Below are 25393 nucleotides of genomic sequence, written 5' to 3'. Positions count from 1 at the left end.
CGCAGGGTAGCCCGGGGACGGGAGGCGAACAGCGGGCCAACCTCACGGAACGGAGCCGCTGTCCGTCATGGTAGTTTTCTTGTACCGAGGCAGGCGTTGTATGCTGCTGCGGTTGCCCGATGAGAGTCGGGCCAATCCCCCGGCAACGCCACATCAGTCACTGATCCCGGCACGCCGGATTTCTCTGTACGAGCATCTGAAGTCTTTGGAGTGACCCGTGGCTGCCAACTGCGACGTCTGCGGCAAGGGGCCGGGCTTCGGCAACAACATTTCGCACTCGCACCGCCGTACGTCCCGTCGCTGGAACCCGAACATCCAGCGCGTGCGTGCCGTGGTCGGTCGGACGCCGAAGCGGCTCAACGTCTGCACATCGTGCATCAAGGCCGGCAAGGTCTCGCGCTGACGCCTGCGTCGTAGCGCAGCCCCTGCGGTTGCCTTGAAAAGCCGGTCCACCTCGGTGGACCGGCTTTTTGCCGTGCCGTGGGCGGCCGAGCGGCGCCGTCAGCGGAAGCGCCACCCGTGATCCACCGGGCCTATCCCCGTGCCCAGTGGAAAGCCGTGCGCGATCGCGCCCGTCACATACTCCTTGGCCGTCCGGACGGCCGCCACCACGTCCTGCCCCCGGGCCAGGCCCGAGGCGATCGCCGACGCGTAGGTGCAGCCCGTGCCGTGCGTATGCCGGTTGTCGTGGCGCGGTGCGCGCAGCCAGTGTTCCTCGGCGCCGTCGGTCAGCAGATCCACCGCGTCCCCGGGCAGATGCCCGCCCTTGATCAGCGCCCAGCGCGGCCCGAATTCGAGTACGGCGCCGGCCGCGCGCCGCAGCCCCGTCTCGTCCTCCACCCGTACGCCGGTGAGCTGGGCCACCTCGTCCAGATTGGGGGTGGCGACGGTCGCGACCGGCAGCAGCCTCGTCCGTACGCCGTCCAGCGCCGAGGCGGCGAGCAGTGGATCGCCGTGCTTGGAGACCCCGACCGGGTCGACGACCACGGGGGCGTCCGTCCCGGCGAGCAGTTCCGCTACGGCCGCGACCAGTTCGGCGGAGGAGAGCATGCCGGTCTTCACCGCCTGGACGCCGATGTCGTCGACGACCGCGCCGTACTGGGCGCGTACGGCCCCCACCGGCAGTTCCCAGGCGCCGTGTACGCCCGTGGAGTTCTGGGCCGTCACCGCCGTGAGCACGCTCATGCCGTGCACACCGAACGCCAGCATCGTCTTCAGATCCGCCTGGATGCCCGCACCGCCGCCGGAGTCCGATCCGGCGACGGTGAGCACACGCGGTGGCACGGACGGTGGCGTAACTCGCTCAGGTATCGGCATGGTGCCGAATCTACTGGGCGTCCTCGATGTCCCCGAAGTGGTCCCAGCCGCCCTTGCGGGTCCAGGGCGCCCCGTCGACCGTCACCTGCGGCAGCGCGGACGGGTTGAGCACCTCACCGATCACCTTCCAGCGGGCCGGCAGCTTCACGTCCGGCGGGAACGTGGCGACGATGGCGTGATCCTCCCCGCCCGTCAGCACCCACTGGAGCGGGTCGATCCCGACCGCCTGGCCGATGTCGTTCATCTGCGAGGGGATGTCGATCAGACCGGAGCGCAGATCGATACGGACCTTGCTGGCCTCCGCGATATGCCCCAGATCCGCGACGAGTCCGTCGCTGACGTCGGTCATGGCGGTGGCACCGAGCCCGGCCGCCGCGGGACCCGCGTGGTACGGCGGTTCCGGTCTGCGGTGCGCCTCCACAAAGGCGCGGGGCGAGCGGAAGCCGCGGGAGAGCACCGCGTGCCCGGCCGCCGACCAGCCCAACCAGCCGGTGTAGGCGATGACATCGCCCGGCCGGGCGCCGGACCGGGTGACCGGCTCGTGGTTACGGAGATCGCCCAGCGCGGTGATGGCGATGGTGATCGTGTCGCCGCGTACGACATCACCGCCGACCACGGCCGCGCCCGCGACCTGGCACTCGTCGCGGATGCCGTCCATCAGCTCGGTGGGCCAGGTGACCGGGAGTTCGGCCGGGACGACGAGCCCGAGGAGCAGCGCGGTGGGGACCGCGCCCATCGCCGCGATATCGGCGAGGTTCTGCGCGGCGGCCTTCCGGCCGACGTCGTAGGCCGTCGACCAGTCACGGCGGAAGTGCCGCCCCTCCAGCAACAGGTCCGTACTCGCCACGACCCTGCGGTCGGGCGCGGCCACGACCGCGGCGTCGTCGCCCGGCCCGAGCCGGACCGCCGGGGTGGTGGTGAGCCGGGAGGTGAGTTCCCTGATGAGACCGAACTCCCCCAACTCGCCCACGGTTCCCTTCACCGAGTCTCCCCTCTCTGTCATTACCGGGCCGCACGCGCGGTCGCGGTCCTTCACTGCTGTCGGTACCGTCGTGAGTCGCGTCAACTTGGTCTTCCGTACGCCACCCCACGGGCGCCACCCGGGACCCGGGTCTCCCCGCCGCACTCGGCGACGCGATACCGTGGCGTCTCTTTCCCCCACATGATCCTCGTGGCCGCCCTGGAGGTTCCGTGGTACAGGCGTACATCCTTATCCAGACCGAGGTGGGCAAGGCGACGACCGTCGCCGAGACCATCGCCAAGATTCCGGGAGTTATCCAGGCCGAGGACGTCACCGGTCCCTATGACGTGATCGTGCGCGCTCAGGCGGACACCGTCGATGAGCTGGGCCGCATGGTGGTCGCGAAAATCCAGCAAGTGGAAGGCATCACCCGCACCCTGACCTGCCCGGTCGTGCACTTGTAGCCCCCGTCTACCCTTGGCCGGTGACCATTTCCTGTCGCCCGCCGTCCCGCCGCAGGCTATCCGGCCGTCCGCTCGTCCGCCTGTCCGCCGTCGTTCTGGTGGCGGCGGTGGCGGGCTGTTCCTCCGCCGGCACGTCGATGTCGGTCGCGGTTCCCCGTCCGCCCGCGCGGGAGGCAGCGCTGTGCCGGGCTCTCCACAAGGAGCTGCCGAAGACCGTCTCCGACCTCGGCCGGGCCGATCCCGAGCCGTCTTCCGAACTGACCGCCGGGTGGGGGGACGCCGCGATCGTACTGCGCTGCGGTGTCCCCCGGCCCGAGGGGATGAGCGATGCCCAGTCGGACGCGGTGGAGGCGAACGGCGTCAACTGGATGCTGGAGGAACGGGACTCGGGGCCCCGCTTCACGACCACCTACCGCGAGACGTATGTGGAGGTCACCATGGACGAACGGTTCACGCATGACTCCACACCGCTCGCCGAGCTGGCCGCGCCGGTCAAGAAGACGATTCCGTCCAGTCTGTGACTGGAGGCGCCCGGCGCGGCCCCCGAGGAGGGTCGGGTACGGGTGTCAGCGCAGCCCGGTCGGCCGGCGCAGCGCCGCCTGGATCAGCCGGTCGATCAGCTCCGGATAACCGACGCCGCTCTCCTGCCACATCCGCGGGAACATCGAGATGGGCGTGAAGCCCGGCAGCGTATTGATCTCGTTGATGACGAACTCGCCGTCCTCGGTGAGGAAGAAGTCCGCGCGGACCAGACCCTCGCAGGAGGCGGCCTCGAACGCCTCGACGGCGAGCCGCTGTACCTCGGCCGTCTGCTCCTCGGTGAGGGGCGCGGGCACCAGGCCGGTGGCCGAGTCGATGTACTTGGCCTCGAAGTCGTAGAAGTCGTGCGCCGTGACCGGCGGGATCTCCGCGGGCACACTGGCACGCGGGCCGTCCTCGAACTCCAGCACCCCGCACTCGATCTCGCGGCCCCGTAGCAGCGACTCCACCAGGATCTTGGGGTCGTGGCGCCGCGCCTCGATGATCGCCTCGTCCAGCCCCGAGGCGTCTTCGACCTTGGTGATCCCCATGGAGGATCCGGCGCGGGCGGGCTTCACGAAGAGCGGCCAGCCGTGCTCGGCGGCGAAGTCGGTGATCTTCTTGCGGGCGGCGGCGCCCTTGGCTCCTTCGGGGCCCTGCTCCCATTCGCGGGGGCGGATCACCAGATACGGGCCGACGGGCAGCCCGAAGGAGGTGAACACCCGCTTCATGTACTCCTTGTCCTGCCCGACGGCGGAGGCGAGGACGCCCGCGCCGACATACGGGACGCCGGAGAGCTCCAGCAGGCCCTGGAGGGTGCCGTCCTCTCCGTACGGGCCGTGCAGTACGGGGAAGACGACATCGACCTCGCCGAGCGCCTTGGGCACGGAACCGGGCTCGCTGTAGACGACCTCGCGGTTGCCCGGGTCGACGGAGAGTACGACGCCGCCGTCGGTCGACTCGGCGATCTGGTCGACGCTCGGCAGCGCGCGGTCGGCGATGGCCATCCGCTCCGGATCGTCGGCGGTGAGCGCCCAGCGGCCGTCGGTGGTGATACCGATGGGCAGGACGTCGTACTTCGTCCGGTCGATGGACCGCAGTACGGCCCCGGCCGTGACCACGGAAATGGCGTGCTCGGAGCTCCGTCCGCCGAAGACGACGGCCACGCGCGGCTTGCGGAGCTGCTGCTCAGGGCTCTGGGGGGAGTTCTCGCTGCTCATATCGCGATGAGCGTACCTGTTGGTAGCGCCGGAGTCAGCGTTGGTCGCGGCCGAGTCAGCGACCGTCGCCCGGAGTCGGCGGCGGAGTCGGCCACGGCGGCGGTCGCGGGCTCAGCTGCGCTCGGGCTTGGCGCTGCGCGACATCAGTTCCTTGAGCGCGACGAGCGGCGGCTTGCCGTTGTGCACGATGTCCACGACCGTCTCCGTGAGCGGCATGTCGACGCCGTGGCGGCGGGCGAGGTCGAGCACGGACTCACAGGATTTGACGCCCTCCGCCGTCTGCTTGGTGACCGCGATGGTCTCCTGGAGGGTCATCCCGCGGCCGAGGTTGGTACCGAAGGTGTGGTTGCGGGAGAGCGGCGAGGAGCAGGTGGCGATCAGATCGCCCATGCCGGCGAGGCCGGAGAAGGTGTGCGGGTCGGCGCCCATGGCGAGGCCGAGCCGGGTGGTCTCCGCGAGACCCCGGGTCATCAGGGAGGCTTTGGTGTTGTCGCCGAGGCCCATGCCGTCGGCGATTCCGACGGCGAGACCGATGACGTTCTTGACCGCGCCGCCGAGTTCACAGCCGACGACATCGGTGTTGGTGTACGGGCGGAAGTACGGCGTGTGGCAGGCGGACTGGAGGCGGCGCGCCACGTCCTCGTCCCGGCACGCGACGACGGCGGCGGCCGGCATCCGTCCGGCGATCTCCTTGGCGAGGTTGGGGCCGGTGATCACGGCGACCCGCTCGGCCGGTGCCTTGGCGACCTCCTCGATCACCTCGCTCATCCGCTTGGCCGTGCCGAGTTCGACGCCCTTCATCAGCGAGACGAGCACGGTGTTGGCGGGCAGTACGGGCGCCCACTCGGCGAGATTGCCGCGCAGCGTCTGCGAAGGCACGGTGAGCACCGTGAACTCGGCGCCGCGCGCCGCCTCCGCGGGGTCGGTGGTGGCCCGTACGCTCACGGGCAGTTCGAAGCCGGGCAGGTAGTCGGGGTTGGTGTGCGCGGTGTTGATCGCGTCGACGACCTCCCGGCGGCGGCCCCAGACCGTCACCTCGCATCCCGCGTCGGCGAGGACCATGGCGAACGCCGTACCCCACGAACCCGCTCCGAAGACCGCGACCCGCGTCACTTCGACCCCTCTTCCGCGGCCTTGCGCCGCTGTTCCGCCCTGGCCTTGCGATGGTCGTACGTGGCCGTGGGCACCGGCTCCCCGCGCAGTTCGGAGAGCAGTTCCGTGATCGCGGCCATGATGACCTCGGTGACCTCGCGCAGCAATTCGGGGGTGATGTCCCTGCCGTAGTAGCGGGCCAGGTCCACGGGCGGTCCGACGAGCACACGGTGCGTCTTGCGCGGGAGGAGGTTCGGCTTCTTCGCGTACGGCGGCAGCAGCAGATTGGCGCCCCACTGCGCGATCGGGATGACCGGGCACTTGGTCTGGAGGGCGACCCTGGCGACGCCGGTCTTGGCGGTCATGGGCCACTGCCCGGGGTCGCGGGTGATCGTGCCCTCGGGATAGAAGGCCACGCACTCGCCGCGCTCGACGGCATCGATGGCGGCGCGGAAGGCGCTCAGCGCGTCGCTGGTCTCGCGGTAGACGGGAATCTGGCCGGTGCCGCGCATCACGGCCCCGATGAATCCCTTGGTGAATAGGCCGTGCTTGGCGAGGAAGCGCGGAACGCGGCCTGTGTTGTACTGGAAGTGCGCGTACGCGAACGGGTCGAGATGCGAATTGTGGTTCACCGCGGTGATGAATCCGCCGTCGGCCGGAATGTGCTCCGCACCCTTCCAGTCCCGCTTGAGCAGTACGATCAGCGGCGGTTTCGCGATGGCCGCCGCCAGGCGGTACCAGAAGCCGATTCTGCGGCGGGACACTCGGACACCTTTCTCTTCTCGCCCGGCTCATTGCCCGGCTGCCGGGGGTCAAGTGTGGCCCCGGGCCCCTGCTCTGTCGAGAACACCGTACGCCCCGTCTCCGGGGCCGCCTCTGTGGGCCGGGACGGTGCCGGGCCACAATAGAGGGCGGATACACCTGGGCCGCTACAGCATGGACGGAGAGTTCGCCACGAACACCGACCCGACCGCCCGCTGGTCTCTGGTCGTCCCCCTCAAACCGCTCCGGCTGGCCAAGAGCAGGCTCGCGGGGACGGCGGGCGACACCCTGCGCCCGCGGCTCGCCCTCGCGTTCGCGCAGGACACCGTGGCAGCCGCGCTGGCCAGCCCCGCGGTCCGGGATGTGGTGGTCGTCACGGACGACCCGACGGCGAGCGCGGAACTGGCCGAGCTGGGGGCGCGCATCGTGCCGGACGCCCCGGCGAACGGTCTCAACGCGGCGCTGGCGCATGGCGCGCGCGCCGTCAGGGCGGTCAGGCCACGGGCCGCCGTGGCCGCGCTCAACGCGGATCTGCCGGCGCTGCGGCCCGCGGAACTGGCGCGGGTGCTCTCCGCCGCGGACGCATTTCCGCGCGCCTTTCTCGCGGACGCCGCCGAAATCGGTACGACATTGCTGACGGCCGCGCCCGGTGCCGAATTGAATCCGGCTTTCGGCGGTCCCTCCCGACATCGGCATTTGTCCTCGGGCGCGGTGGAAATAGTCCTGACCGGGGTCGATTCCGTACGGCGGGACGTGGACACGGGCGATGATCTGCGGGCGGCCGCGGCGCTGGGCCTGGGCCCGTACACGGCCCGCAGATACGCCCCTCGCGGCCCGCTGCCCGCTCCCCGGCCGGGGTGCTGAGGACGGCCTCCGCGGGCCGGCCGGGGACCGCTACGCTGCGGTTATGCAGGCGACCTCGTACACATACGATTCCGAGACCCGTGCCGGGAGTGTGCTGCTGGACGACGGCACTCCGGTGGAGTTCGACGCGGCTGCCTTCGACGCCGGCGGGCTGCGGCTGCTGCGGCCCGGGCAGCGCGTCCGGATCGAGACCGCGGGCGAGGGCGCGTCCCTCAGGATCACGCTGGTGACGCTCCAGACGCTCTGACGCCCCGCGTCGCCCCCAGCGCCTTTCCCCGCTCCGTACCCCGTACAACGCCGCGGGCCGGGCTCCCCGAGGGGAGCCCGGCCCGGCGCGTGTGGCCCTGTGCCGCTTTCTGACTACTTCTTCCTGGCGGCGGTCTTCTTCGCGGTGGTGGTGCGCGCGGTGGCCTTTCGCGCGGGGGCCTTCTTGGCCGTCGCCTTCTTGGCCGGCGCGGTCTTCTTCGCCGTGGCCTTCTTGGCCGCCGCCGTCTTGGCGGTCTTCTTCGCCGGCGTGGCCTTCTTCGCCGTGGCCTTCTTGGCGGCGGTCTTCTTGACCGCTGTCTTCTTGGCCGCCGTGACCTTCTTGGCGACGGTCTTGCGGGCCGCCGCGGTCTTGGCGGTGGCCTTCTTGGCCGCGGCCTTCACGGTCGTACGGGCGGAAACGCCGCCCGAGAGGCTGCCCTTGGGTGCCTTCTTGACGGCCACATCGTTCTTCGGGAGCTTCTTCGAGCCGCTGACCAGGTCCTTGAAGCCCTGTCCCGCGCGGAACCGCGGCACCGAGGTCTTCTTGACCCGGACGCGCTCACCGGTCTGCGGGTTACGGGCGTAACGGGCCGGGCGGTCGACCTTCTCGAACGAGCCGAATCCGGTGACCGAGACCCGGTCTCCGGCGACCACCGCGCGGACGATCGCGTCGAGTACCGCGTCCACCGCGTCCGCGGCCTGCTGACGGCCGCCGACCTTGTCCGCAATCGCTTCTACGAGCTGCGCCTTGTTCACGTCTTCCCCTTCGGAGACATTGCCAGAACGAAAGTGTTCAAGCTTTTTCGCACGTTAGGCAGATATATACCGCAAATCAAACACGAAACGGGCTAATCACCCTAGTGCCGCAACGAAGTCGACCTGGCGGAGATCCGCGGAGGTCAGTCGCCTTCCGGAAATCGACCCTCGTCCAGGTCCTTCATCAAGCGGTCCAGACGACGTGCCGCATCCGGGAGGTCATGTTTCGCCGCGGCCGTGATGACCAGCAGCTTCCGGGAGAGCGCCATCCGTACGCCATCCGGGACTTGCAGCGCACGCACCCTCGCGTGCGCTTCTTTGAGTTGTTCGGCGACTAACCCGTAGAGCTTGAGTTGGCTGTCGCGTTCCATGCACCGATTGTGCCATCTGGGGCGAGTTGTCGCCCGACGGGGGCTCAACAAGCAACTGCACCCCCTGCCGGGAGGCAGGGGGTGCAGTAGGGGAAAAGCGCTGCTCAGGCGGTAATTGTGCGCGGTTTGAAGGACGGCCTGGCGGCCTCGTACGCGGCGATGTCCGCTTCGTTCTGAAGGGTGAGACTGATGTCGTCGAGCCCGTTCAGCAACCTCCAGCGGGCGTTCTCGTCAAGCTCGAAATCAGCCGTCAGCGTTGCTCCGTCGGGGGAGGTCGCCCGCACCTGGCGCTGCTCCAGGTCCACGGCGACCTCCGTCGTGGGGTCGCTCTCCGCGATCGCCCAGAGGGCGTCCACGACCGGCTGCTCAAGAACCACGGTCAGCAGACCGTTCTTGAGCGAGTTGCCGCGGAAGATATCGGCGAACCGGGACGAGATGACGGCCTTGAAGCCGAAGTTCTGCAGGGCCCAGACGGCGTGTTCACGGGACGATCCGGTACCGAAGTCCGGTCCCGCGACCAGCACCGTCGCCCCCGCGTACACGGGGCGGTTGAGGACGAACTCGGGGTCCTTGCGCCAGGCCTCGAAGAGCCCGTCCTCGAAGCCGTCGCGGGTGACCTTCTTGAGCCAGTGGGCGGGGATGATCTGGTCGGTGTCCACGTTGCTGCGGCGCAGCGGTACGGCCCGGCCGGTGTGGGTGGTGAAGGCTTCCATGGTTATCGCGCTCCAGCGGGCGTACGGGCGCCGGCATCGGTGTCGGACAGATCGGCGGGCGAGGCCAGATGACCCAGCACGGCGGTGGCGGCGGCGACCTGGGGAGAGACCAGGTGGGTACGGCCGCCCTTGCCCTGCCGGCCCTCGAAGTTGCGGTTGGAGGTGGACGCGGAGCGCTCGCCGGGGGCGAGTTGGTCGGGGTTCATGCCCAGACACATCGAGCAGCCCGCGTGCCGCCACTCGGCTCCCGCGGCGGTGAAGACCTTGTCCAGGCCCTCCTCGACGGCCTGGAGGGCGACCCGTACCGAACCGGGGACCACCAGCATCCGTACGCCGTCGGCGACTTTGCGGCCTTCGAGCAGCGAGGCGGCCGAGCGCAGGTCCTCGATACGGCCGTTGGTGCAGGAGCCTACGAAGACGGTGTCGACCCTGATGTCGCGCAGCGCCTGCCCGGCAGTCAACCCCATGTATTCCAGGGCCTTTTCCGCGGCGTGGCGCTCCGAGGCGTCCTCGTACGAAGCCGGGTCGGGGACGCTCGCGGAGAGCGGAGCTCCCTGGCCGGGGTTGGTGCCCCAGGTGACGAACGGGGCCAGCTCCGCGGCGTCGATGAAGACCTCGGCGTCGAAGACCGCGTCGTCGTCGGTGCGCAGGGTCCGCCAGTAGGCGACCGCCGCGTCCCAGTCCGCGCCCTCGGGGGCGTGGTCGCGGCCCTTGAGATAGGCGAAGGTGGTCTCGTCGGGGGCGATCATGCCCGCCCTGGCCCCGGCTTCGATGGACATGTTGCAGATGGTCATCCGCGCTTCCATCGAGAGTTTCTCGATGGCGGAGCCCCGGTATTCGAGGATGTAGCCCTGGCCGCCGCCGGTGCCGATCCTGGCGATGATCGCGAGGATCAGGTCCTTGGCGGTGACCTCGGCGGGCAGTTCGCCCTCGATCGTGATCGCCATGGTCTTGGGACGGGCCAGCGGCAGCGTCTGGGTGGCCAGGACATGCTCGACCTGGCTGGTGCCGATGCCGAACGCCAGCGCGCCGAACGCGCCGTGGGTGGAGGTGTGGCTGTCGCCGCAGACCACGGTGGTGCCGGGCTGGGTGAGCCCCAGCTGCGGGCCCACGACATGGACGACGCCCTGCTCGACATCGCCGAGCGGATGCAGCCGTACCCCGAAGTCGGCGCAGTTCTTGCGCAGCGTCTCCAACTGGACACGGGAGACGGGGTCGGCGATGGGCTTGTCGATGTCGAGGGTCGGGGTGTTGTGGTCCTCGGTCGCGATGGTGAGGTCGAGCCGCCGGACCTTGCGGTCGCTCATCCGGAGGCCGTCGAAGGCCTGGGGGCTGGTCACCTCGTGCAGCAGGTGCAGATCGATGAAGAGAAGGTCGGGCTCGCCCTCCGCGCGCCGGACGACATGATCGTCCCAGACCTTCTCCGCGAGTGTCCTACCCATCGCTTTCCCTCCGACCGGCTCTCACAGCCGGCGCTCCTAGAGATATGTGGGCCCACGTCCGTTCCCCACGCACCGGACGTCGACTGGAGACCCGTCGGTCCGCGGGCCCGTACATACAGGTTGGCAAGTTCCTTGGGAAATTGAACTTGCGTTTCACAGAGTGAGACGCGAGTATCGTTTCATGGACAACTCTAGCGGCGTCGGCGTTCTCGACAAGGCTGCTCTGGTATTGAGCGCCCTGGAGTCCGGTCCGGCCACCCTCGCCGGACTGGTCGCGGCGACCGGGCTCGCACGGCCCACGGCACACAGACTGGCCGTGGCACTGGAACATCACCGGCTGGTGGCGAGGGACATGCAGGGCCGGTTCATTCTCGGCCCGCGGCTGGCCGAGCTGGCCGCCGCGGCCGGCGAGGACCGTCTGCTGGCCACGGCCGGGCCCGTACTCACACATCTGCGGGACATGACCGGCGAGAGCGCGCAGCTCTACCGGCGCCAGGGTGACATGCGGATATGCGTGGCGGCGGCGGAGCGGCTCTCCGGACTGCGGGACACGGTCCCGGTCGGTTCCACGCTCACGATGAAGGCGGGCTCCTCGGCCCAGATCCTGATGGCCTGGGAGGAGCCCGAGCGGCTGCACCGCGGCCTCCAGGGGGCCAGGTTCACGGCGACGGCGCTCTCGGGCGTACGGCGCAGGGGCTGGGCCCAGTCGATCGGTGAGCGCGAGCCGGGCGTGGCCTCGGTCTCCGCGCCGGTACGGGGGCCCTCCAACCGCGTGGTCGCGGCGGTCTCGGTATCCGGACCGATCGAGCGGCTCACCAGACACCCGGGCCGGATGCATGCCCAGGCCGTGATAGACGCGGCGGGCCGGTTGAGCGAGGCTCTGCGCCGCAGCGGCTGATGCCGCCCCCTCTCCCTCGCCCCTCTCACCGCACCCACCGTTACGCACGTCCCACTGTCCGTTTCCACCGGCAGGCCGCTCCAGCGTCGCAGCGGCCGGGCCGGTATCACCGTCGCGGGTGGCGGCGACGGAGTCCAACAGGCGCTTCGGCAGCGGCGGTTGACAGCGTGGTGACAGTGCCGACGGACAGCGGAAAGGCCCTCCCGCGAACGGAAGGGCCTTCTCGTACTACTGATGTACCCCCGACCGGATTCGAACCGGCGCTACTGCCGTGAGAGGGCAGCGTGCTAGGCCGCTACACAACGGGGGCATGGACCGAAGTCCAGCTGGGCTACCAGGACTCGAACCTAGAACAACGGAACCAGAAACCGTCGTGTTGCCAATTACACCATAGCCCAAAGGTGGTTTAGACCAGTACCCCCGACCGGATTCGAACCGGCGCTACTGCCGTGAGAGGGCAGCGTGCTAGGCCGCTACACAACGGGGGCCCTAGCGATCCTGCATCGACGTATCCGGGTGCGACCCGAAGACATCGGAGAGAAGGATCTGTACCCCCGACCGGATTCGAACCGGCGCTACTGCCGTGAGAGGGCAGCGTGCTAGGCCGCTACACAACGGGGGCGTTGCAGAAAACATCTGCGCTGGGCTACCAGGACTCGAACCTAGACTAACGGAACCAGAAACCGTCGTGCTGCCAATTACACCATAGCCCACCAAAACTGAACCCCCATGCGGGGGTTTGTCTGGCTTGCGTCTCCCCGTCGAACCTTTCGGTCTTCTTGGGCGGCGCAGGAAGAACATTACCCGATCGCGGACAGCGCTCCAAAACGGGTATCGCCCCGCAGCAGGCCGGGAAGCTGGCCGAGATCGGTGATCCGCACCAGCTCGGGACGCCCGCCGACGCCGCCCCGGTCCAGCCAGACCCCGGCGAGCCCCGCGGCCACCGCGCCGCCCGCGTCGATGTCCGGTTCATTGCCCACGTAGGCCACCTCCCGGGGGTCCAGCGCCAGCGCGTCACAAGCGGCGTGGAAGGCGGCGGCGTCGGGCTTGGCGACGCCCAGCTCGGCCGCGCACAGCACGGCCTCGAAGTGATCCCGTACCCCCAGGACGCGGAGCTTTCGGTCCTGGTTGTGGATGCTGGAGTTGGACAGGACGGCCTGCCGGTAGTCGGCGGCCAGCCCGTCGAGCACAGGGAGGCTGTCGGGGAACAGCGACCAGGCGGACTCGAAGTGAACGATGTACCGCTCGAACCAGGCGTCCGCCTCCGCGTCGCTCAGCTCCGCCCCGAGGAACATCCGCACGCGGTCGCGCCGCTGCCCCTGGAAGTCCGTCTCCCCCGCGGCGAACCGGTCCCAGTTCAGATCGGTGATCTCCCGCCAACGCCCGAGGGCCCGGTCGACCGTGGGAAATCGGTCGGCCAGGCCCTCGGCCGCGAGATGGCTTCGCATGCCGACGCGGTCCGCGCTGGTGTAGTCGAAGAGGGTGTCGTCGATGTCCCAGAGGACGGCACGTATCGGCATAACCCCGACGGTACCCCGCGACGGCTCCCCCGGCCGGGGTTCCGGGGCGATCCACCCGCCCCCGGACCCCGCCCGCTCTCAGGACGTCAGCTTCGCCAGCGCCGTGTCGATCCGGGACAGGGTGCGCTCGCGGCCCAGGATCTCCAGGGACTCGAAGAGCGGCAGGCCCACCGTGCGGCCCGTGACCGCGACACGGACCGGGGCCTGGGCCTTGCCCAGCTTGAGGCCGTGCTCCTCGCCCGCCGCGAGCACCGCGTTCTTGAGCGCCTCGGCGTTCCACTCCGCCTCGGCGATCTTCGTACGGGCCGTGGCCAGCAGCGCGTCCGCGCCCGGCTTCATCGCCTTCGTCCAGGACGCCTCGTCCTCCACCGGTGCGTCGAGGAAGAGGAAGTCGACATTGGCGGTGATGTCCGAGAGGACCGTGACCCGGGTCTGTGCCAGCGGGGCCAGCGTCTCGAAGGCCGTGGCGTCGAAGGACTCCGGTGCCCAGGGCGCGTGCGGGGCCTTCAGCCAGGGGCCGCACGCCTCGATGAACGTCTTCACGTCCAGCAGCCGGATGTGGTCGGCGTTGATCGCCTCGGCCTTCTTCAGGTCGAAGCGGGCCGGATTGGCGTTGACGTCCGCGATGTCGAACGCGGCGACCATCTCCTCCATCGAGAAGATGTCGCGGTCCGCGGCGAGCGACCAGCCCAGCAGCGAGAGGTAGTTGAGCAGCCCCTCGGGCAGGAAGCCGCGCTCGCGGTAGAGGTTGAGGGACGCCTGCGGGTCGCGCTTGGAGAGCTTCTTGTTGCCCTCGCCCATGACGTACGGGAGGTGCCCGAACGCCGGGATCTCCTTCGCGATACCCAGCTCGATCAGCGCCTTGTAGAGCGCGACCTGGCGCGGAGTGGAGGAGAGCAGGTCCTCGCCGCGCAGAACGTGGGTGATCTCCATCAGCGCGTCGTCGACCGGGTTGACGAGCGTGTAGAGCGGGGCGCCGTTGGCGCGCACGATGCCGTAGTCCGGAACGTTCTCCGGGGTGAAGGTCAGCTCGCCGCGGACCAGGTCCGTGAAGGTGATCGGCTCGTCGGGCATCCGGAAGCGGACGATGGAGGTCCGGCCCTCGGCCTCGTACGCCGCCTTCCGCTCCGCGGTCAGATCCCGGCAGTGGCCGTCGTACCCCGAGGGCCGGCCGGCCGCGCGGGCCGCCTCGCGGCGCGCGTCCAGCTCCTCGGTGGTGCAGTAGCAGTGGTACGCGTGGCCCGCGGCGAGCAGCTTCTCCGCGGCGTCGCGGTAGAGGTCCATCCGCTGCGACTGGCGGTACGGCGCGTGCGGACCACCGATCTCGGGGCCCTCGTCCCAGTCGAGCCCCAGCCAGCGCATCGAGTCGAGCAGCTGCTCGTACGACTCCTCGGAGTCGCGCGCCGCGTCGGTGTCCTCGATGCGGAAGACCATGGTGCCGCCGCTGTGCCGGGCGAACGCCCAGTTGAACAGGGCGGTGCGGACCAGTCCCACATGGGGGTTGCCGGTCGGCGAGGGACAGAAACGTACACGGACGGGTCCGTTAGCCACGCTTGATCACCTTGTTGGTGAGAGTGCCGATGCCTTCGATGGTGACGGCGACCTCGTCGCCGACGCTGAGGGGGCCGACCCCGGCGGGGGTGCCCGTGAGGATGACATCGCCCGGGAGCAGCGTCATGGCCTCGGTGATGTGGACGATCACGTCCTCGATGGAGCGGATCATGTCGCTCGTCCGGCCCAGTTGGCGCTGCTCGCCGTTGACCGTGCACTGGAGGGTGAGGTCGGAGGGGTCGAGGTCGGTCTCCACCCAGGGGCCGAGCGGGCACGAGGTGTCGAAGCCCTTGGCGCGGGACCACTGGTTCTCGCTGCGCTGGGCGTCACGGGCCGTGACGTCGTTGGCACAGGTGTAGCCGAAGATGACGTCCTTCACGCGCTCGCGCGGGACCTCACGGCACATCCGGCCGATGACGACGGCGAGTTCGGCCTCGTAGTGGACCTCCTGGGAGAAGGAGGGGTACTCGATGGCGTCGCCGGTTCCGATCAGCGCGGTGGTCGGCTTGAGGAAGACGACCGGGACTTCCGGTACGGCGTTGCCCAGTTCGGCCGCGTGATCGGCGTAGTTGCGGCCGATGCCCAGGATCTTGTTGCCGATCACGGGCGGCAGGAGGCGGACCTTGCTCAGCGGGACCTTGGTACCGGAGAGCTCGAAGTCGGCGTACGGAATGCCCTTGATGATGTCGAGGACGAGGCCGGCGGGGTCGCCGGTGCCGTCGCCCTCGACCGCGCCGAAGGCGACATTGCCGTCGATGGAGAATCTGGCGATGCGCACGGGTAGCTGTCGCCCCTCACTCTTGCTGGCTGGTCTGGAGACTGACGCTCCAGGCTAGCGCGGCGGCGGCACGCGGTGCCGCCCTCGCACCTGAGCCACGTGGGAGGGGTGAGGGCCTGGCCGGCGGGAACCTACTGGGCGGCCGGCGCGTCCATGAGAGTCGTACGGCGGGGGTTGGCGGTCCGGTTCGGCAGCTCGACAGAGTGCTCCGGGTGCTCCACGGGGACCAGTTCCTCGGCGTCCTTCAGATGCGCCAGCGTGGTGCGCCGGGGGTTGGCGGTGGTGCGGAAGATCATCGTCGTCTTCATCTCTGCTGTCAGACCCTGTCGGTAGTACGGGCGCCGGGGCGCCACTTGTCGGATATGCCATCCCTGTAAAGCGTCAGGCTAAACACCCGATTCCCCGCCGGAGCTGGGTTCCACCGGCGATCACCGTGTGAGTTTGCTCACGACTCGCCGGGCATTTCCCGCATTACGGGCAGGGTTCGATGATCGAAGAAACGGACAATGCGTTACTGAACGTTACATTCCGCTCCTGATCATGAGGACTGGGACACCCCCCACCCGTAAGGAGCTCGTCAATAAAAGTCCCTTTCCTCCGCGAACCCTTTCTACGGCTTGTGATGCGCCGCTCACACCGTGTCATTCACGTCACAGGGCCCCCGTCTGCCCTTGTTGGAGATCCTGCACTGTGCTGGAATTCCCCCCACCGCCGCGGGTTTCAAGTACCGGCGCGCAAGGGCGCAACGCAGCGCCGAGTGGCGGTGGGGAAGGGGAGCAAGCGCCGGTCACTCACGACCACCATGGGGAGCGCTCAGCGCCCCACGACGCCGACACCGTCCCGCCGTTCGCGGGGGGACGCCTGGTCCAGAGGTTGCGACGCTAGTGCAGGGACGTTTCAAGAGGGATAGCAGCGCTGCGGCGGAGCAGGAGTCCCGTGGCGGAACCGACCGCGGCTCCTCGCCCCAGCACACCCAGAACCCGGGCCCGGCACCGTCGGGAGAGACCGGCGGCCGTGCCGGACGCCCCGGGACGGCTCCGGGCGGCGCCGGGTCCCCGGTCACGCCCCAGTCAGCGCCCAAGGCGGCGGCGCCGACTGACGCGGGGTCACGAATAGCGCTGCGCAACTGGCGTATCAGTACGCGCCTGGTGGCGCTCCTCACCCTCCCCGTGGTCGCGGCCACCACCCTGGGTGGGCTCCGGATCAACGAGTCGCTGAACGACATGCAGCAGCTGGAGCACATGCAGCTGCTCACCAAGATGACCAAGGAGGCGACCAGCCTGGCCGCCGCGCTCCAGTTGGAGCGTGACGAGTCGGCGGGTCCGCTCAACAACGGCGTCAACCCCAAGGACTTCAAGGTCCAGGACCGCCGTACGGCGACCGACCGCGCGAAGAAGGCGTTCCTCGGTGCCACGGTCGACATCGGGAACACCGACGGCGACCAGGCCCTGGAGAGCATCCGCTCCAACGTCAACCAGATCGCCACCCAGGTCAACAAGATCAGCGAGATCCGCGAGGGCGCCTACACGTCGGACGCGCAATCGCTGACGGTCGACGCGTACAGCGGACTGATCGACTCGCTGCTGAGCCTCTCGCAGGACATGGCGCAGGCGACCAGCAACCCGGACATGATCAAGCGGACCCGCGCGCTGGCCGCGTTCTCGTCCGCCAAGGAGTACGCGTCCATCCAGCGCGCGATCATCGCCGCCGCGCTGCCGGCCAACCCGAAGACCAAGGGCAAGCTCACCGAGAACGACCGTCTCTACGGTCTGGCCGCGGCGACCAAGGAGAAGAACGCCCTCACCTCCTTCAGCCGGCTGTACGAGTCGATGGGCGGCGACGCCGAAGAGCTGATGGCTCCGCTCAACGGCCAGGGCAACCCGGAGATCCAGGCGTCCGAGAAGTACGCGGACCGCGTCCTCGGCAACACCGACGGACTCCAGGCGCAGCCCAACCGCTCGTATCTGGACTGGACGGACCAGGCTTCTACGCGGATCGACGCGATGAAGACCATCGAGGCCACGCTGCTGGGCGAGATGGAGGGCAAGGCCCGCGAGCTGCGCTCCAGTTCGCAGCAGGACGCGATCATCAACGCCGCCGTGATCCTGCTGGTGCTCGGGGTCTCGCTGGTCGGCGCCTTCGTGGTGGCCCGCTCCATGATCCGCTCGCTGCGCCGGCTCCAGGACACCGCGACGCGGGTCGCCCAGGAACGGCTGCCCGAGCTGGTCAAGCAGCTCTCCGACTCGGACCCGCAGGATGTCGACACCTCGGTCGAGTCGGTCGGTGTGCACTCCAAGGACGAGATCGGAAAGGTCGCCGCGGCCTTCGACGACGTGCACCGCGAGGCGGTCAGGCTCGCCGCCGAGCAGGCCCTTCTGCGAGGCAACGTCAACGCGATGTTCACCAACCTCTCGCGTCGCAGCCAGGGCCTCATCCAGCGCCAGCTCTCCCTCATCTCCGAGCTGGAGTCCCGCGAGGCCGACCCGGACCAGCTCTCCTCGCTCTTCAAGCTCGACCACCTCGCGACCCGTATGCGCCGTAACGGCGAGAACCTCCTCGTCCTCGCGGGCGAGGAGCCGGGCCGCCGCTGGACCCGCCCCGTCCCGCTGGTCGACGTGCTCCGTGCCGCCGCCTCCGAGGTGGAGCAGTACGAGCGCATCGAACTGTCCTCCGTTCCCACCTCCGAGGTCGCCGGCCGGGTCGTCAACGACCTCGTGCACCTCCTCGCCGAGCTGCTGGAGAACGCCACATCGTTCTCCAGCCCGCAGACGAAGGTCCGGGTCACCGGTCACGCGCTGCCCGACGGGCGGGTGCTCGTCGAGATCCACGACACCGGTATCGGCCTCTCGCCCGAGGACCTCGCGGCGATCAACGAGCGGCTCGCCTCGCCGCCCACCGTGGATGTCTCGGTCTCGCGCCGCATGGGTCTGTTCGTGGTCGGCCGGCTCTCCCTGCGTCACGGCATCCGGATCCAGCTGCGCCCCTCCGACTCGGGCGGCACGACCGCGCTGGTCATGCTGCCGGTCGATGTCGCCCATGGCGGCAAGAAGGGCCAGGTCGGCCGGCCGGGCGCGGGGGTCGCTCCCGGTGGCCAGAACGGCGCGGGCCAGGCTCCGGCCGGTACGGGCGGCCAGTTGACCGGTGCTCCCGGTGGCCGCCCCGGTGCCGGTGCCGCGACCGGCGGCGGGCTGCTCGGCGCGGGTGCGCCGCGCGGCCAGGTCGGCGCCGGTACGGGACCGCGCGCCGCGCTGCCGTCCCGCGACGGAACTCAGGGCGGCGCTCAGGGCGGTGGATCGCGCGATCCGCAGCGCCAGGGTTCCGGTCAGCCTTCGGGTCAGCCCAGTGTCTTCAGCCAGAACGCCTTCGGCGCACCGCCCCAGAACGGTCCCGGCCAGGGTGGTCAGGGACAAGGGCCGGGCGGACAGGGCCAGGGACAGGGCCGTACGGAGGACCGTCCCGGCGCGCAGAGCGGCCCCAACAGCAGGCAGGACCAAGGGGTCCGGGCCGGCCAGGGCGGTCAGAACGGCTTCAGCGGCCACGCCCAGAACGCCTTCCAGCAGGGTCAGCCGGGCGGCGCCCCCGACCGCGGCCGGCAGCTCCCGCCGCCCGGCGGACCGCGCGCCGAACTGCCCGGCGGCAATCCGGGGTCCCCGGCCCAGCGCCCGCAGACGACGAGTTGGGGCAGCGAGCAGCAGGCCGCCCCGCCGCGTGCCTCGCTGGACACCCCGCGCGGACACGAGGAGCACGAGTCCGCGGGCCAGTTCGCGCGGCCGACGGCCGAGCAGCAGGGCCCGGGTGCCACCGCGGAGTTCCAGCGGCCGGACTTCAACGGGCCCCGGCCCGACCAGAATCCGGCGCAGCGCGGTGGCCCCCAGGACGCGGCGTCCACGGCGGCGTTCCCCCGTCCGGACTTCAACGCGCCGGCCCCGGCGGGCTACGGCTCCGGGGAGTACGGCGTACCGCAGGGCCAGAACGCGCAGTCCGACTTCCGCCCGCAGGCGGAGTACCCGTCGGCGCAGTACCCGCCGTCGGAGTACAGCGCTCCGCAGCAGGGCTTCAACGCGCCACGGCCGCCGGCGCCGGCTCCGGCACCCGGTTCCGAGGGCGGCTACCGCCCGCCGAGCCTGCCGCCGCAGCCACAGCCGGAGGCGCTGCCCCCGGCCGGTCCCGGTGATGGCCGTACCCCGCTGTACGACACCCTGGAGACCAACTGGTTCCATGGCGCTCAGCAGGGTGGCGGGCAGCAGCCGCAGGACCGCGGTCCTGCCGAGCGCTCTCCCATGCCGCCCGCGCAGCAGCGCGAACCGATGCCGCGGCGCGAGCCCGCCAACGGTTCGGGGCCGGGCGGTCAGGGCACCAACGGCTCCGGTTTCCAGCCGTCCGGTACGAATGGTTCCGGTTTCGGCGCCTCGGGGACGAACGGTTCCGGCGACCATGGCGTCGGCGTCACTTCCTCCTGGCGTACGTCGCCCAACGACGAGCTGGTACGCCAGGCCGAGCGGGTCAAAAAGCCCCAGGCCGGCGGCATCACCACCTCAGGTCTGCCCCGCCGGGTCCCGCGTGCCAATCTGGTGCCGGGGACCGCGCAGGAACAGAACAACCAGGCCGGTCCGCAGGTCTCGCGTGCGCCGGCCGACGTACGCGGTCGGCTGACCAATCTCCGTCGGGGTATCCAGCAGGGTCGTCAGGCGGGCAACACCGGCCCGGCGAACAACGGCTTCAACCTCGGCACCTCTCACCAGCAGGAGCGTTAGTTGAGTCCGATGAGTCAGGCTGCGCAGAATCTGAACTGGTTGATCACCAACTTCGTGGACAACACCCCTGGGGTGTCCCACACGGTCGTGGTCTCCGCCGACGGACTTCTGCTGGCCATGTCCGAGGGCTTCCCCCGCGACCGCGCCGATCAGCTCGCGGCCGTGGCGTCCGGTCTGACCTCGCTCACCGCGGGGGCTTCCCGGATCTTCGAAGGCGGCCCGGTCAACCAGACCGTGGTGGAGATGGAGCGCGGCTTCCTCTTCCTCATGTCCGTCTCCGACGGTTCCTCCCTGGCCGTGCTCGCGCACCCCGAGTGCGACATCGGTCTGGTGGGGTACGAAATGGCCCTCCTGGTCGATCGCGCCGGTACGGTCCTCACTCCGGACCTGCGCGCCGAGCTCCAGGGAAGTCTGTTGCACTGAGGCTCCCGAGGACCGCCCAAGCCCCATACCGTCAGGCCGCCCAACCGGCCCCCCACCGGCCAAGTCAGACGGCACGCAGACATCCTGCTGTCACGCCCGGAGGATTCATGACCCCGCCACCCGCCTCTCACGATCCGTACGGCGCCTCGGTCGACGCGTCGTACGGTCCTGAAGGCGATCAGCCGCTGGTACGTCCGTACGCCATGACCGGCGGCCGGACCAGGCCGCGGTACCAGCTCGCCATCGAGGCGCTGGTCAGTACGACGGCAGACCCGGCGCATCTCGCCACCCTGCTCCCCGAGCACCAGCGAATCTGCCACCTGTGCCGTGAGGTCAAGTCGGTGGCCGAGGTGTCGGCGCTGCTGACGATGCCGCTGGGCGTCGCGCGCATTCTCGTGGCCGACCTGGCGGAAGCGGGCATGGTCGCGATCCACCAGCCGGGAAACGGAGAGGCCGGCGGCACGCCGGATGTGACACTGCTCGAAAGGGTGCTCAGTGGACTTCGCAAGCTCTAGCGGCGGAGCGGCACGGTCGACCACCAGCGCGAAGATCGTGGTGGCGGGCGGCTTCGGCGTGGGCAAGACCACGTTCGTCGGCGCCGTCTCGGAGATCAACCCGCTGCGTACCGAAGCCGTCATGACCAGCGCCTCCGCGGGCATCGACGACCTCACCCACACCGGAGACAAGACCACCACCACCGTGGCCATGGACTTCGGCCGCATCACCCTCGACCAAGACCTCATCCTGTACCTCTTCGGCACCCCAGGACAGGACCGCTTCTGGTTCATGTGGGACGACCTCGTCCGCGGCGCCATCGGCGCCGTCGTCCTCGTCGACACCCGCCGCCTCGCCGACTGCTTCCCCGCCGTCGACTACTTCGAAAACTCAGGACTCCCCTTCGTCATCGCCCTCAACGGCTTCGACGGACACCAGCCCTACACCCCCGACGAAGTACGCGAAGCACTCCAGATCGGCCCCGACACCCCCATCATCACCACCGACGCCCGCCACCGCGCCGACGCCAAAAGCGGACTCATCACCCTTGTCGAACACGCCCTCATGGCCCGACTCAAGTAGACGGCCGACTACGGTAGTTGGCGTAGGGAACGCAAGAGGCGGGCTATGTCCTTCGACACGGCCCGCCTCCATGTTCATAACATTTCGACAGAGAATTCACGGTCTCCGGACACCCGACGCACTCATCCGGTGCCGCTGCGCTCACATCAGCCCCGCCTTTTGACGGGGCTCGCTCTTTATGCCCGTTTTATGTGAGGCTTGTACCACTCGGAATGGCTGATTCCTGCTGTTTGGAATGGGACCCTTCCCCGTGCTGGAATTCGACAACTCCCGAGTAGTACGGCCCTGAACAGAACACGGCACAAACGTAGGTGCCGACGCCGAGAGGTTGTTGGTCGAGTGAGGCGAAGCAAGACGAGCTCCGCGGAGCAGCAGGCGCGGGGCAACTTCACCCCGCCGCCGCGCGCTGCGGTGCCGCCTGCGGTCGCGACCGGCTCACCGCCGGTGGCGGGCAGCTCCAGCCGGTTCTCGCCGCGCAACTGGCGCGTGCCCACGCGGCTGAACGCCATTCTGCTCGTCCCGGTGCTGGTGGGCCTTGTGATGGGCGGCTTCCAGGTCAAGGGGGCCGTCGACACCTGGCAGGAAGCACAGGACGCCGAGAAGACGGCACTCGTCGTACGGGCCGCCTCGGAGTACGGCCAGGCACTGCTCAATGAGCGCGACCTCACCGCGCAGCCGCTGCTCACCAACAAGCGTGACGCCCCGAGCGTCGTCCAGGCCCGCGCGGCCACGGACGCCGCGAAGAGGAAGTTCGACGTGGCGGTGCGGGACATGCCGGCCAAGCAGGGTCTTGAGCGCCGGCTCGGCCTGTTCCGCGGCGAAGAGCCCAAGCTGGAGAACATCCGGAAGACCGCGTACACCGCGGGCGTCGAGACCCCGGACAAGAACGGCGACAACGGCGGGCCCGTGGCGACCGAGGAGGGCTATGTGCTGGTGCAGCACTCCCTCATGGAGTTCGCCAACGAACTGGGGCTCGGGACCGGCAACATCACCAGCTACGGCCGTACCGTCTACGCGGTCCAGCTCGCCAAGGCCGCCGGGTCGCTCCAGCGCTCCATCGGGATGCATCTGCTGGTGCGGCCGAGCCAGAAGGACGACGTCAGGGAAGGCCAGTCGATCGCGTTCTCCTCGTACGCGTATCTGGAGGACATCGCCGTCGCCGAGTACGTCTCCGGCGGCACCGCCGAGGACACCGTCAGGCTCCAGGACGTGATGAGGGAGCAGGCGGCGGCCGGGGCGCGCAAGCTCGCCACCGCGCAGCAGCAGGCCATGGCCGCCGGCCAGGACTTCAAGGCGCCGCCGAGCAAGGACGGTTCGGTCCTGGACGGCATGGTGGCGGCCATCGCCACCGGGGACAGCCCCGAGCAGCTCGCGGCGCGCGGGGTCACGCCCGAGACCTGGATGGCCGCCTCCACCGCCACATTCGACGGCTACGCGGTGATCGAGAAGGAGCTCGTCGACAAAGCCGTCGCCGACGCCGCCCAGATCTCGGACAACGCCAGGAACGACGCCATCATCAACGGCGCCGTCGTGGTCCTCGCGCTGCTGGCCGCGTTCATCCTGGCGGGCATGATGGCCCGGCAGATGAGCCGGTCGATGCGCTCGCTGCGTACGGCCGCGTTCGGGATCGCCGAGCAGCGGCTGCCGATGCTGGTCGACCAGCTCTCCCGGGCCGAGCCCGGCCGGGTCGACACCCGGGTCCAGCCCATCCCGATCGATTCGCGCGACGAGATCGGTGAGGTCGCCCGCGCCTTCGACCAGGTCCACCGTGAGGCGGTCAGGCTCGCGGCCGAGCAGGCGATGCTCCGCGGCAACGTCAACGCGATCTTCACCAACCTCTCGCGCCGCAACCAGTCGCTGATCGAGGGCCAGTTGTCCCTGATCTCCGATCTGGAGAACAACGAGGGCGACCCGGACCAGCTGGAGAACCTCTTCAAGCTGGACCATCTGGCGACCCGTATGCGGCGCAACGGCGAGAACCTGCTCGTCCTCGCCGGTGAGGAGCCCGGCCGCCGCTGGAACCAGCCGGTGCCGCTGGTGGACGTGCTCCGCGCCGCCTCCTCCGAGGTGGAGTCGTACGAGCGCATCGAGCTGTCCGGCGTACCCGAGACCGAGATCCACGGCCAGTCCGTGACCGACCTCGTGCATCTGCTGGCGGAGCTGCTGGAGAACGCCACCACGTTCTCCTCGCCCCAGACCAAGGTGCGGGTCACCGCGACCCGGCTGCCCGACGGCCGCGTGATGATCGAGATCCACGACAAGGGCATCGGCCTGACCGCCGAGGACTTCGCGGACATCAACCACAAGCTGGCCAACCCGCCGACCGTGGACGCCGCCGTCTCCCAGCGCATGGGGCTCTTCGTGGTCGGCCGGCTCGCCGACCGGCACGGTATCCGCGTCCAGTTGCGCCCCTCGGGCGAACAGGCGGGAACGACCTCGCTGGTCATGCTCCCCGACGCGATCACCCACGGCGGCGGTGGCGGCGAACCCGCCGCACCCGACGACTTCACCGTCTCGCAGATCATCCCCGACCAGCCGACGGCGCCGCTTCAGGAGCAGGTCTTCCCGACCGCTCCGATGCTGACCGCCGCCGATCTGGGCTTCGACGACTCCCGCTACGACGAGCAGCAGCCGGCGGCGGGCGACTCCCGGTCGCTGGACCCCGTCAACCGCAACCTGCGGCGCGACGAGCGGCGGGCCGCGCTGGGCGGTACGCAGAACGCCGCGCAGCCGCTCTACACCGACCAGGTCGACGGCCAGTACCGCGACGAGGTCGACGGCCGGTACACGCCCCAGCAGGCGTCGTACGACGCCGGTTTCGCGGCGCGGCCGGAGGAGAGCGGGACGGCGTACCAGGGCGGCGGCTACGAGGAGTACCGCGCGCCCGACGCGTACCAGGGACAGCAGGGTTATACGGAGGCGTCGTACCAGCCTCCGCAGAGCCCCGGGGGAACGTATGAGAACGCCTTCGGCGCCCAGCCCCACCAGGAAGAGTGGCCCGCTCAGAGCGGCTACCAGGGCGCGTACGAAGCCGAGTCGCGGACCGAAGCGGAATCTGCCGGGGGCGCTCCCGAGAAGGCCGGGGACCGCGTAGGCTTCGACCGTCCGGGCCCGTCCCCGAGCGCGAGCCACGCGCTGACGGACGCGGGTCTGCCGCGCCGGGGGAGCAGCCAGCAACCGCAGGAGCGGGGGCCCTCCGGTCAGGACGAAGGACAGACCGGCCGGCCGGCGGAAACCCCGCTACTCGGCGGGGGCGGCGGCCAGGGCAACGCGCGGAGCAACGGGCACGGCGATGGCGACAGCGCGGTCAGCGGTGGCGGGAGCGGCGACGGCGGCGGAAGCGGCCGGAGCGAGGCGGCCGGCTCCGAGGACTGGCGTTCCGCGAACGACGACCGCTGGCAGCGCGCCGAGAAGCTGCGTGAGCCCAAAGCCGGCGGAGTCACCTCGTCCGGTCTCCCCCGCCGCGTACCCAAGGCCAATCTGGTCGAGGGAGCGGCGGAGCAGACCCCGCAGAGCGGTACCCAGGTGTCCCGCGCCCCGGAGGACATTCGTGGCAGGTTGAGCAACCTGCGACGCGGTGTCCAGCGGGGACGCAACGCGGGAGCGGACACGAACGGACCGGGCTACGGCTCGGGCAGTACCTACAACCAGGAGCGTTAGTGTGA

Annotated in this window: 24 protein-coding genes and 5 tRNA genes; 11 read left to right on the top strand and 18 right to left on the bottom strand. The window is 69.7% G+C overall.

Annotation, left to right across the window (positions count from 1 at the left end):
* The first annotated feature begins 217 nt into the window (after positions 1–217).
* Entirely contained in the window at positions 218–403 is a 186-nt protein-coding gene (gene rpmB, locus AB0M67_RS17575) for a 50S ribosomal protein L28 (RefSeq protein WP_003957616.1), read from the top strand.
* A gap of 98 nt (positions 404–501) precedes the next feature.
* Here the strand turns inward: rpmB and thiD are convergent, their stop codons facing one another.
* Together thiD and AB0M67_RS17565 are read right to left on the bottom strand one after the other, a co-directional pair.
* Positions 502–1317 carry a bifunctional hydroxymethylpyrimidine kinase/phosphomethylpyrimidine kinase gene (gene thiD / locus AB0M67_RS17570; RefSeq protein ID WP_365746264.1) on the bottom strand — a complete coding sequence of 272 codons (816 nt, stop codon included), beginning with the start codon at positions 1315–1317 and terminating at the stop codon, positions 502–504.
* A gap of 10 nt (positions 1318–1327) precedes the next feature.
* Complete coding sequence (locus tag AB0M67_RS17565) at positions 1328–2299, bottom strand: thiamine-phosphate kinase (protein WP_249953751.1); 972 nt, start codon at positions 2297–2299, stop codon at positions 1328–1330.
* Positions 2300–2508: 209 nt separating this feature from the next.
* Here AB0M67_RS17565 and AB0M67_RS17560 point away from each other — a divergent pair, with 209 nt between their 5' ends.
* Both AB0M67_RS17560 and AB0M67_RS17555 read left to right on the top strand, forming a co-directional pair.
* Positions 2509–2742, top strand: coding sequence for an Lrp/AsnC ligand binding domain-containing protein (locus AB0M67_RS17560; protein ID WP_030351778.1), 234 nt, complete (start codon positions 2509–2511; stop codon positions 2740–2742).
* 26 nt (positions 2743–2768) lie between these two features.
* A complete protein-coding gene (locus AB0M67_RS17555) occupies positions 2769–3263 on the top strand; it encodes a DUF3515 domain-containing protein (protein ID WP_365746405.1) in 495 nt (164 codons plus the stop codon).
* Between the two features lie 45 nt (positions 3264–3308).
* Here AB0M67_RS17555 and AB0M67_RS17550 read toward each other — a convergent pair whose 3' ends face one another.
* From AB0M67_RS17550 to AB0M67_RS17540, 3 genes are all read right to left on the bottom strand, one after another.
* The gene (locus AB0M67_RS17550; RefSeq protein ID WP_365746263.1) at positions 3309–4481 is read right to left on the bottom strand and encodes a D-alanine--D-alanine ligase family protein; all 1173 of its coding nucleotides are present in this window, start codon (positions 4479–4481) and stop codon (positions 3309–3311) included.
* 111 nt (positions 4482–4592) lie between these two features.
* Positions 4593–5594, bottom strand: a complete 1002-nt coding sequence (locus AB0M67_RS17545; RefSeq protein ID WP_365746261.1) for an NAD(P)H-dependent glycerol-3-phosphate dehydrogenase — start codon at positions 5592–5594, stop codon at positions 4593–4595.
* Entirely contained in the window at positions 5591–6337 is a 747-nt protein-coding gene (locus AB0M67_RS17540; protein ID WP_365746259.1) for a lysophospholipid acyltransferase family protein, read from the bottom strand. Before AB0M67_RS17540 ends, AB0M67_RS17545 begins: the two co-directional genes overlap by 4 nt.
* 172 nt (positions 6338–6509) lie before the next feature.
* Between AB0M67_RS17540 and cofC the strand changes: the two genes are divergently transcribed.
* Both cofC and AB0M67_RS17530 read left to right on the top strand, forming a co-directional pair.
* Positions 6510–7199 carry a 2-phospho-L-lactate guanylyltransferase gene (cofC, locus tag AB0M67_RS17535; protein WP_365746257.1) on the top strand — a complete coding sequence of 230 codons (690 nt, stop codon included), beginning with the start codon at positions 6510–6512 and terminating at the stop codon, positions 7197–7199.
* 43 nt (positions 7200–7242) lie between these two features.
* Complete coding sequence (locus AB0M67_RS17530) at positions 7243–7446, top strand: hypothetical protein (RefSeq protein WP_365746255.1); 204 nt, start codon at positions 7243–7245, stop codon at positions 7444–7446.
* Positions 7447–7559: 113 nt separating this feature from the next.
* Here AB0M67_RS17530 and AB0M67_RS17525 read toward each other — a convergent pair whose 3' ends face one another.
* The 4 genes from AB0M67_RS17525 to leuC form a co-directional block, all read right to left on the bottom strand.
* Positions 7560–8201 carry an HU family DNA-binding protein gene (locus tag AB0M67_RS17525; RefSeq protein ID WP_365746253.1) on the bottom strand — a complete coding sequence of 214 codons (642 nt, stop codon included), beginning with the start codon at positions 8199–8201 and terminating at the stop codon, positions 7560–7562.
* Between the two features lie 143 nt (positions 8202–8344).
* Positions 8345–8572, bottom strand: coding sequence for a hypothetical protein (locus AB0M67_RS17520; protein ID WP_249953757.1), 228 nt, complete (start codon positions 8570–8572; stop codon positions 8345–8347).
* Positions 8573–8676: 104 nt separating this feature from the next.
* Entirely contained in the window at positions 8677–9285 is a 609-nt protein-coding gene (leuD, locus tag AB0M67_RS17515) for a 3-isopropylmalate dehydratase small subunit (protein ID WP_365746251.1), read from the bottom strand.
* Positions 9286–9287: 2 nt separating this feature from the next.
* Complete coding sequence (leuC, locus tag AB0M67_RS17510; protein WP_365746250.1) at positions 9288–10727, bottom strand: 3-isopropylmalate dehydratase large subunit; 1440 nt, start codon at positions 10725–10727, stop codon at positions 9288–9290.
* Positions 10728–10908: 181 nt separating this feature from the next.
* Between leuC and ndgR the strand changes: the two genes are divergently transcribed.
* Positions 10909–11625 (top strand): IclR family transcriptional regulator NdgR, encoded by a 717-nt coding sequence (gene ndgR / locus AB0M67_RS17505; protein ID WP_030351789.1) that lies wholly within the window; start codon positions 10909–10911, stop codon positions 11623–11625.
* A 237-nt stretch (positions 11626–11862) separates the two neighbouring features.
* On the opposite strand, the gene AB0M67_RS17500 is transcribed toward ndgR, so the two are convergent.
* From AB0M67_RS17500 to AB0M67_RS17460, 9 genes are all read right to left on the bottom strand, one after another.
* A tRNA-Glu gene (locus AB0M67_RS17500) sits at positions 11863–11935 on the bottom strand.
* 16 nt (positions 11936–11951) lie between these two features.
* Positions 11952–12023: transfer RNA gene (locus AB0M67_RS17495), tRNA-Gln, on the bottom strand.
* A 17-nt stretch (positions 12024–12040) separates the two neighbouring features.
* Positions 12041–12113 (bottom strand) — tRNA-Glu (locus AB0M67_RS17490).
* Positions 12114–12174: 61 nt separating this feature from the next.
* Positions 12175–12247 (bottom strand) — tRNA-Glu (locus AB0M67_RS17485).
* A 19-nt stretch (positions 12248–12266) separates the two neighbouring features.
* Positions 12267–12338 (bottom strand) — tRNA-Gln (locus AB0M67_RS17480).
* An 87-nt stretch (positions 12339–12425) separates the two neighbouring features.
* Positions 12426–13145: an HAD family hydrolase gene (locus tag AB0M67_RS17475; RefSeq protein WP_365746248.1), complete on the bottom strand. Its 720-nt coding sequence runs from the start codon at positions 13143–13145 to the stop codon at positions 12426–12428.
* A 78-nt stretch (positions 13146–13223) separates the two neighbouring features.
* On the bottom strand, positions 13224–14696 hold the full coding sequence (gene gltX / locus AB0M67_RS17470) for a glutamate--tRNA ligase (RefSeq protein ID WP_365746246.1): 1473 nt from the start codon (positions 14694–14696) through the stop codon (positions 13224–13226).
* The gene (locus AB0M67_RS17465) at positions 14689–15474 is read right to left on the bottom strand and encodes a fumarylacetoacetate hydrolase family protein (RefSeq protein WP_365746245.1); all 786 of its coding nucleotides are present in this window, start codon (positions 15472–15474) and stop codon (positions 14689–14691) included. Before AB0M67_RS17465 ends, gltX begins: the two co-directional genes overlap by 8 nt.
* Positions 15475–15605: 131 nt before the next feature.
* On the bottom strand, positions 15606–15782 hold the full coding sequence (locus AB0M67_RS17460; RefSeq protein WP_365746244.1) for a hypothetical protein: 177 nt from the start codon (positions 15780–15782) through the stop codon (positions 15606–15608).
* 576 nt (positions 15783–16358) lie between these two features.
* Here AB0M67_RS17460 and AB0M67_RS17455 point away from each other — a divergent pair.
* From AB0M67_RS17455 to AB0M67_RS17435, 5 genes are all read left to right on the top strand, one after another.
* Positions 16359–20228: a nitrate- and nitrite sensing domain-containing protein gene (locus AB0M67_RS17455; protein WP_365746243.1), complete on the top strand. Its 3870-nt coding sequence runs from the start codon at positions 16359–16361 to the stop codon at positions 20226–20228.
* Positions 20229–20237: 9 nt separating this feature from the next.
* The gene (locus tag AB0M67_RS17450) at positions 20238–20651 is read left to right on the top strand and encodes a roadblock/LC7 domain-containing protein (protein WP_030351794.1); all 414 of its coding nucleotides are present in this window, start codon (positions 20238–20240) and stop codon (positions 20649–20651) included.
* Between the two features lie 107 nt (positions 20652–20758).
* On the top strand, positions 20759–21166 hold the full coding sequence (locus AB0M67_RS17445) for a DUF742 domain-containing protein (protein WP_030351795.1): 408 nt from the start codon (positions 20759–20761) through the stop codon (positions 21164–21166).
* Positions 21147–21728: an ATP/GTP-binding protein gene (locus AB0M67_RS17440; RefSeq protein ID WP_189282429.1), complete on the top strand. Its 582-nt coding sequence runs from the start codon at positions 21147–21149 to the stop codon at positions 21726–21728. Before AB0M67_RS17445 ends, AB0M67_RS17440 begins: the two co-directional genes overlap by 20 nt.
* Before the next feature lie 339 nt (positions 21729–22067).
* Entirely contained in the window at positions 22068–25388 is a 3321-nt protein-coding gene (locus AB0M67_RS17435) for a nitrate- and nitrite sensing domain-containing protein (protein ID WP_365746242.1), read from the top strand.
* Positions 25389–25393 lie beyond the last annotated feature (5 nt).

The sequence above is a fragment of the Streptomyces sp. NPDC051662 genome, assembly GCF_040681655.1.
Classification (GTDB): domain Bacteria; phylum Actinomycetota; class Actinomycetes; order Streptomycetales; family Streptomycetaceae; genus Streptomyces.
This window is presented reverse-complemented; position numbering and strand designations above follow the sequence as displayed.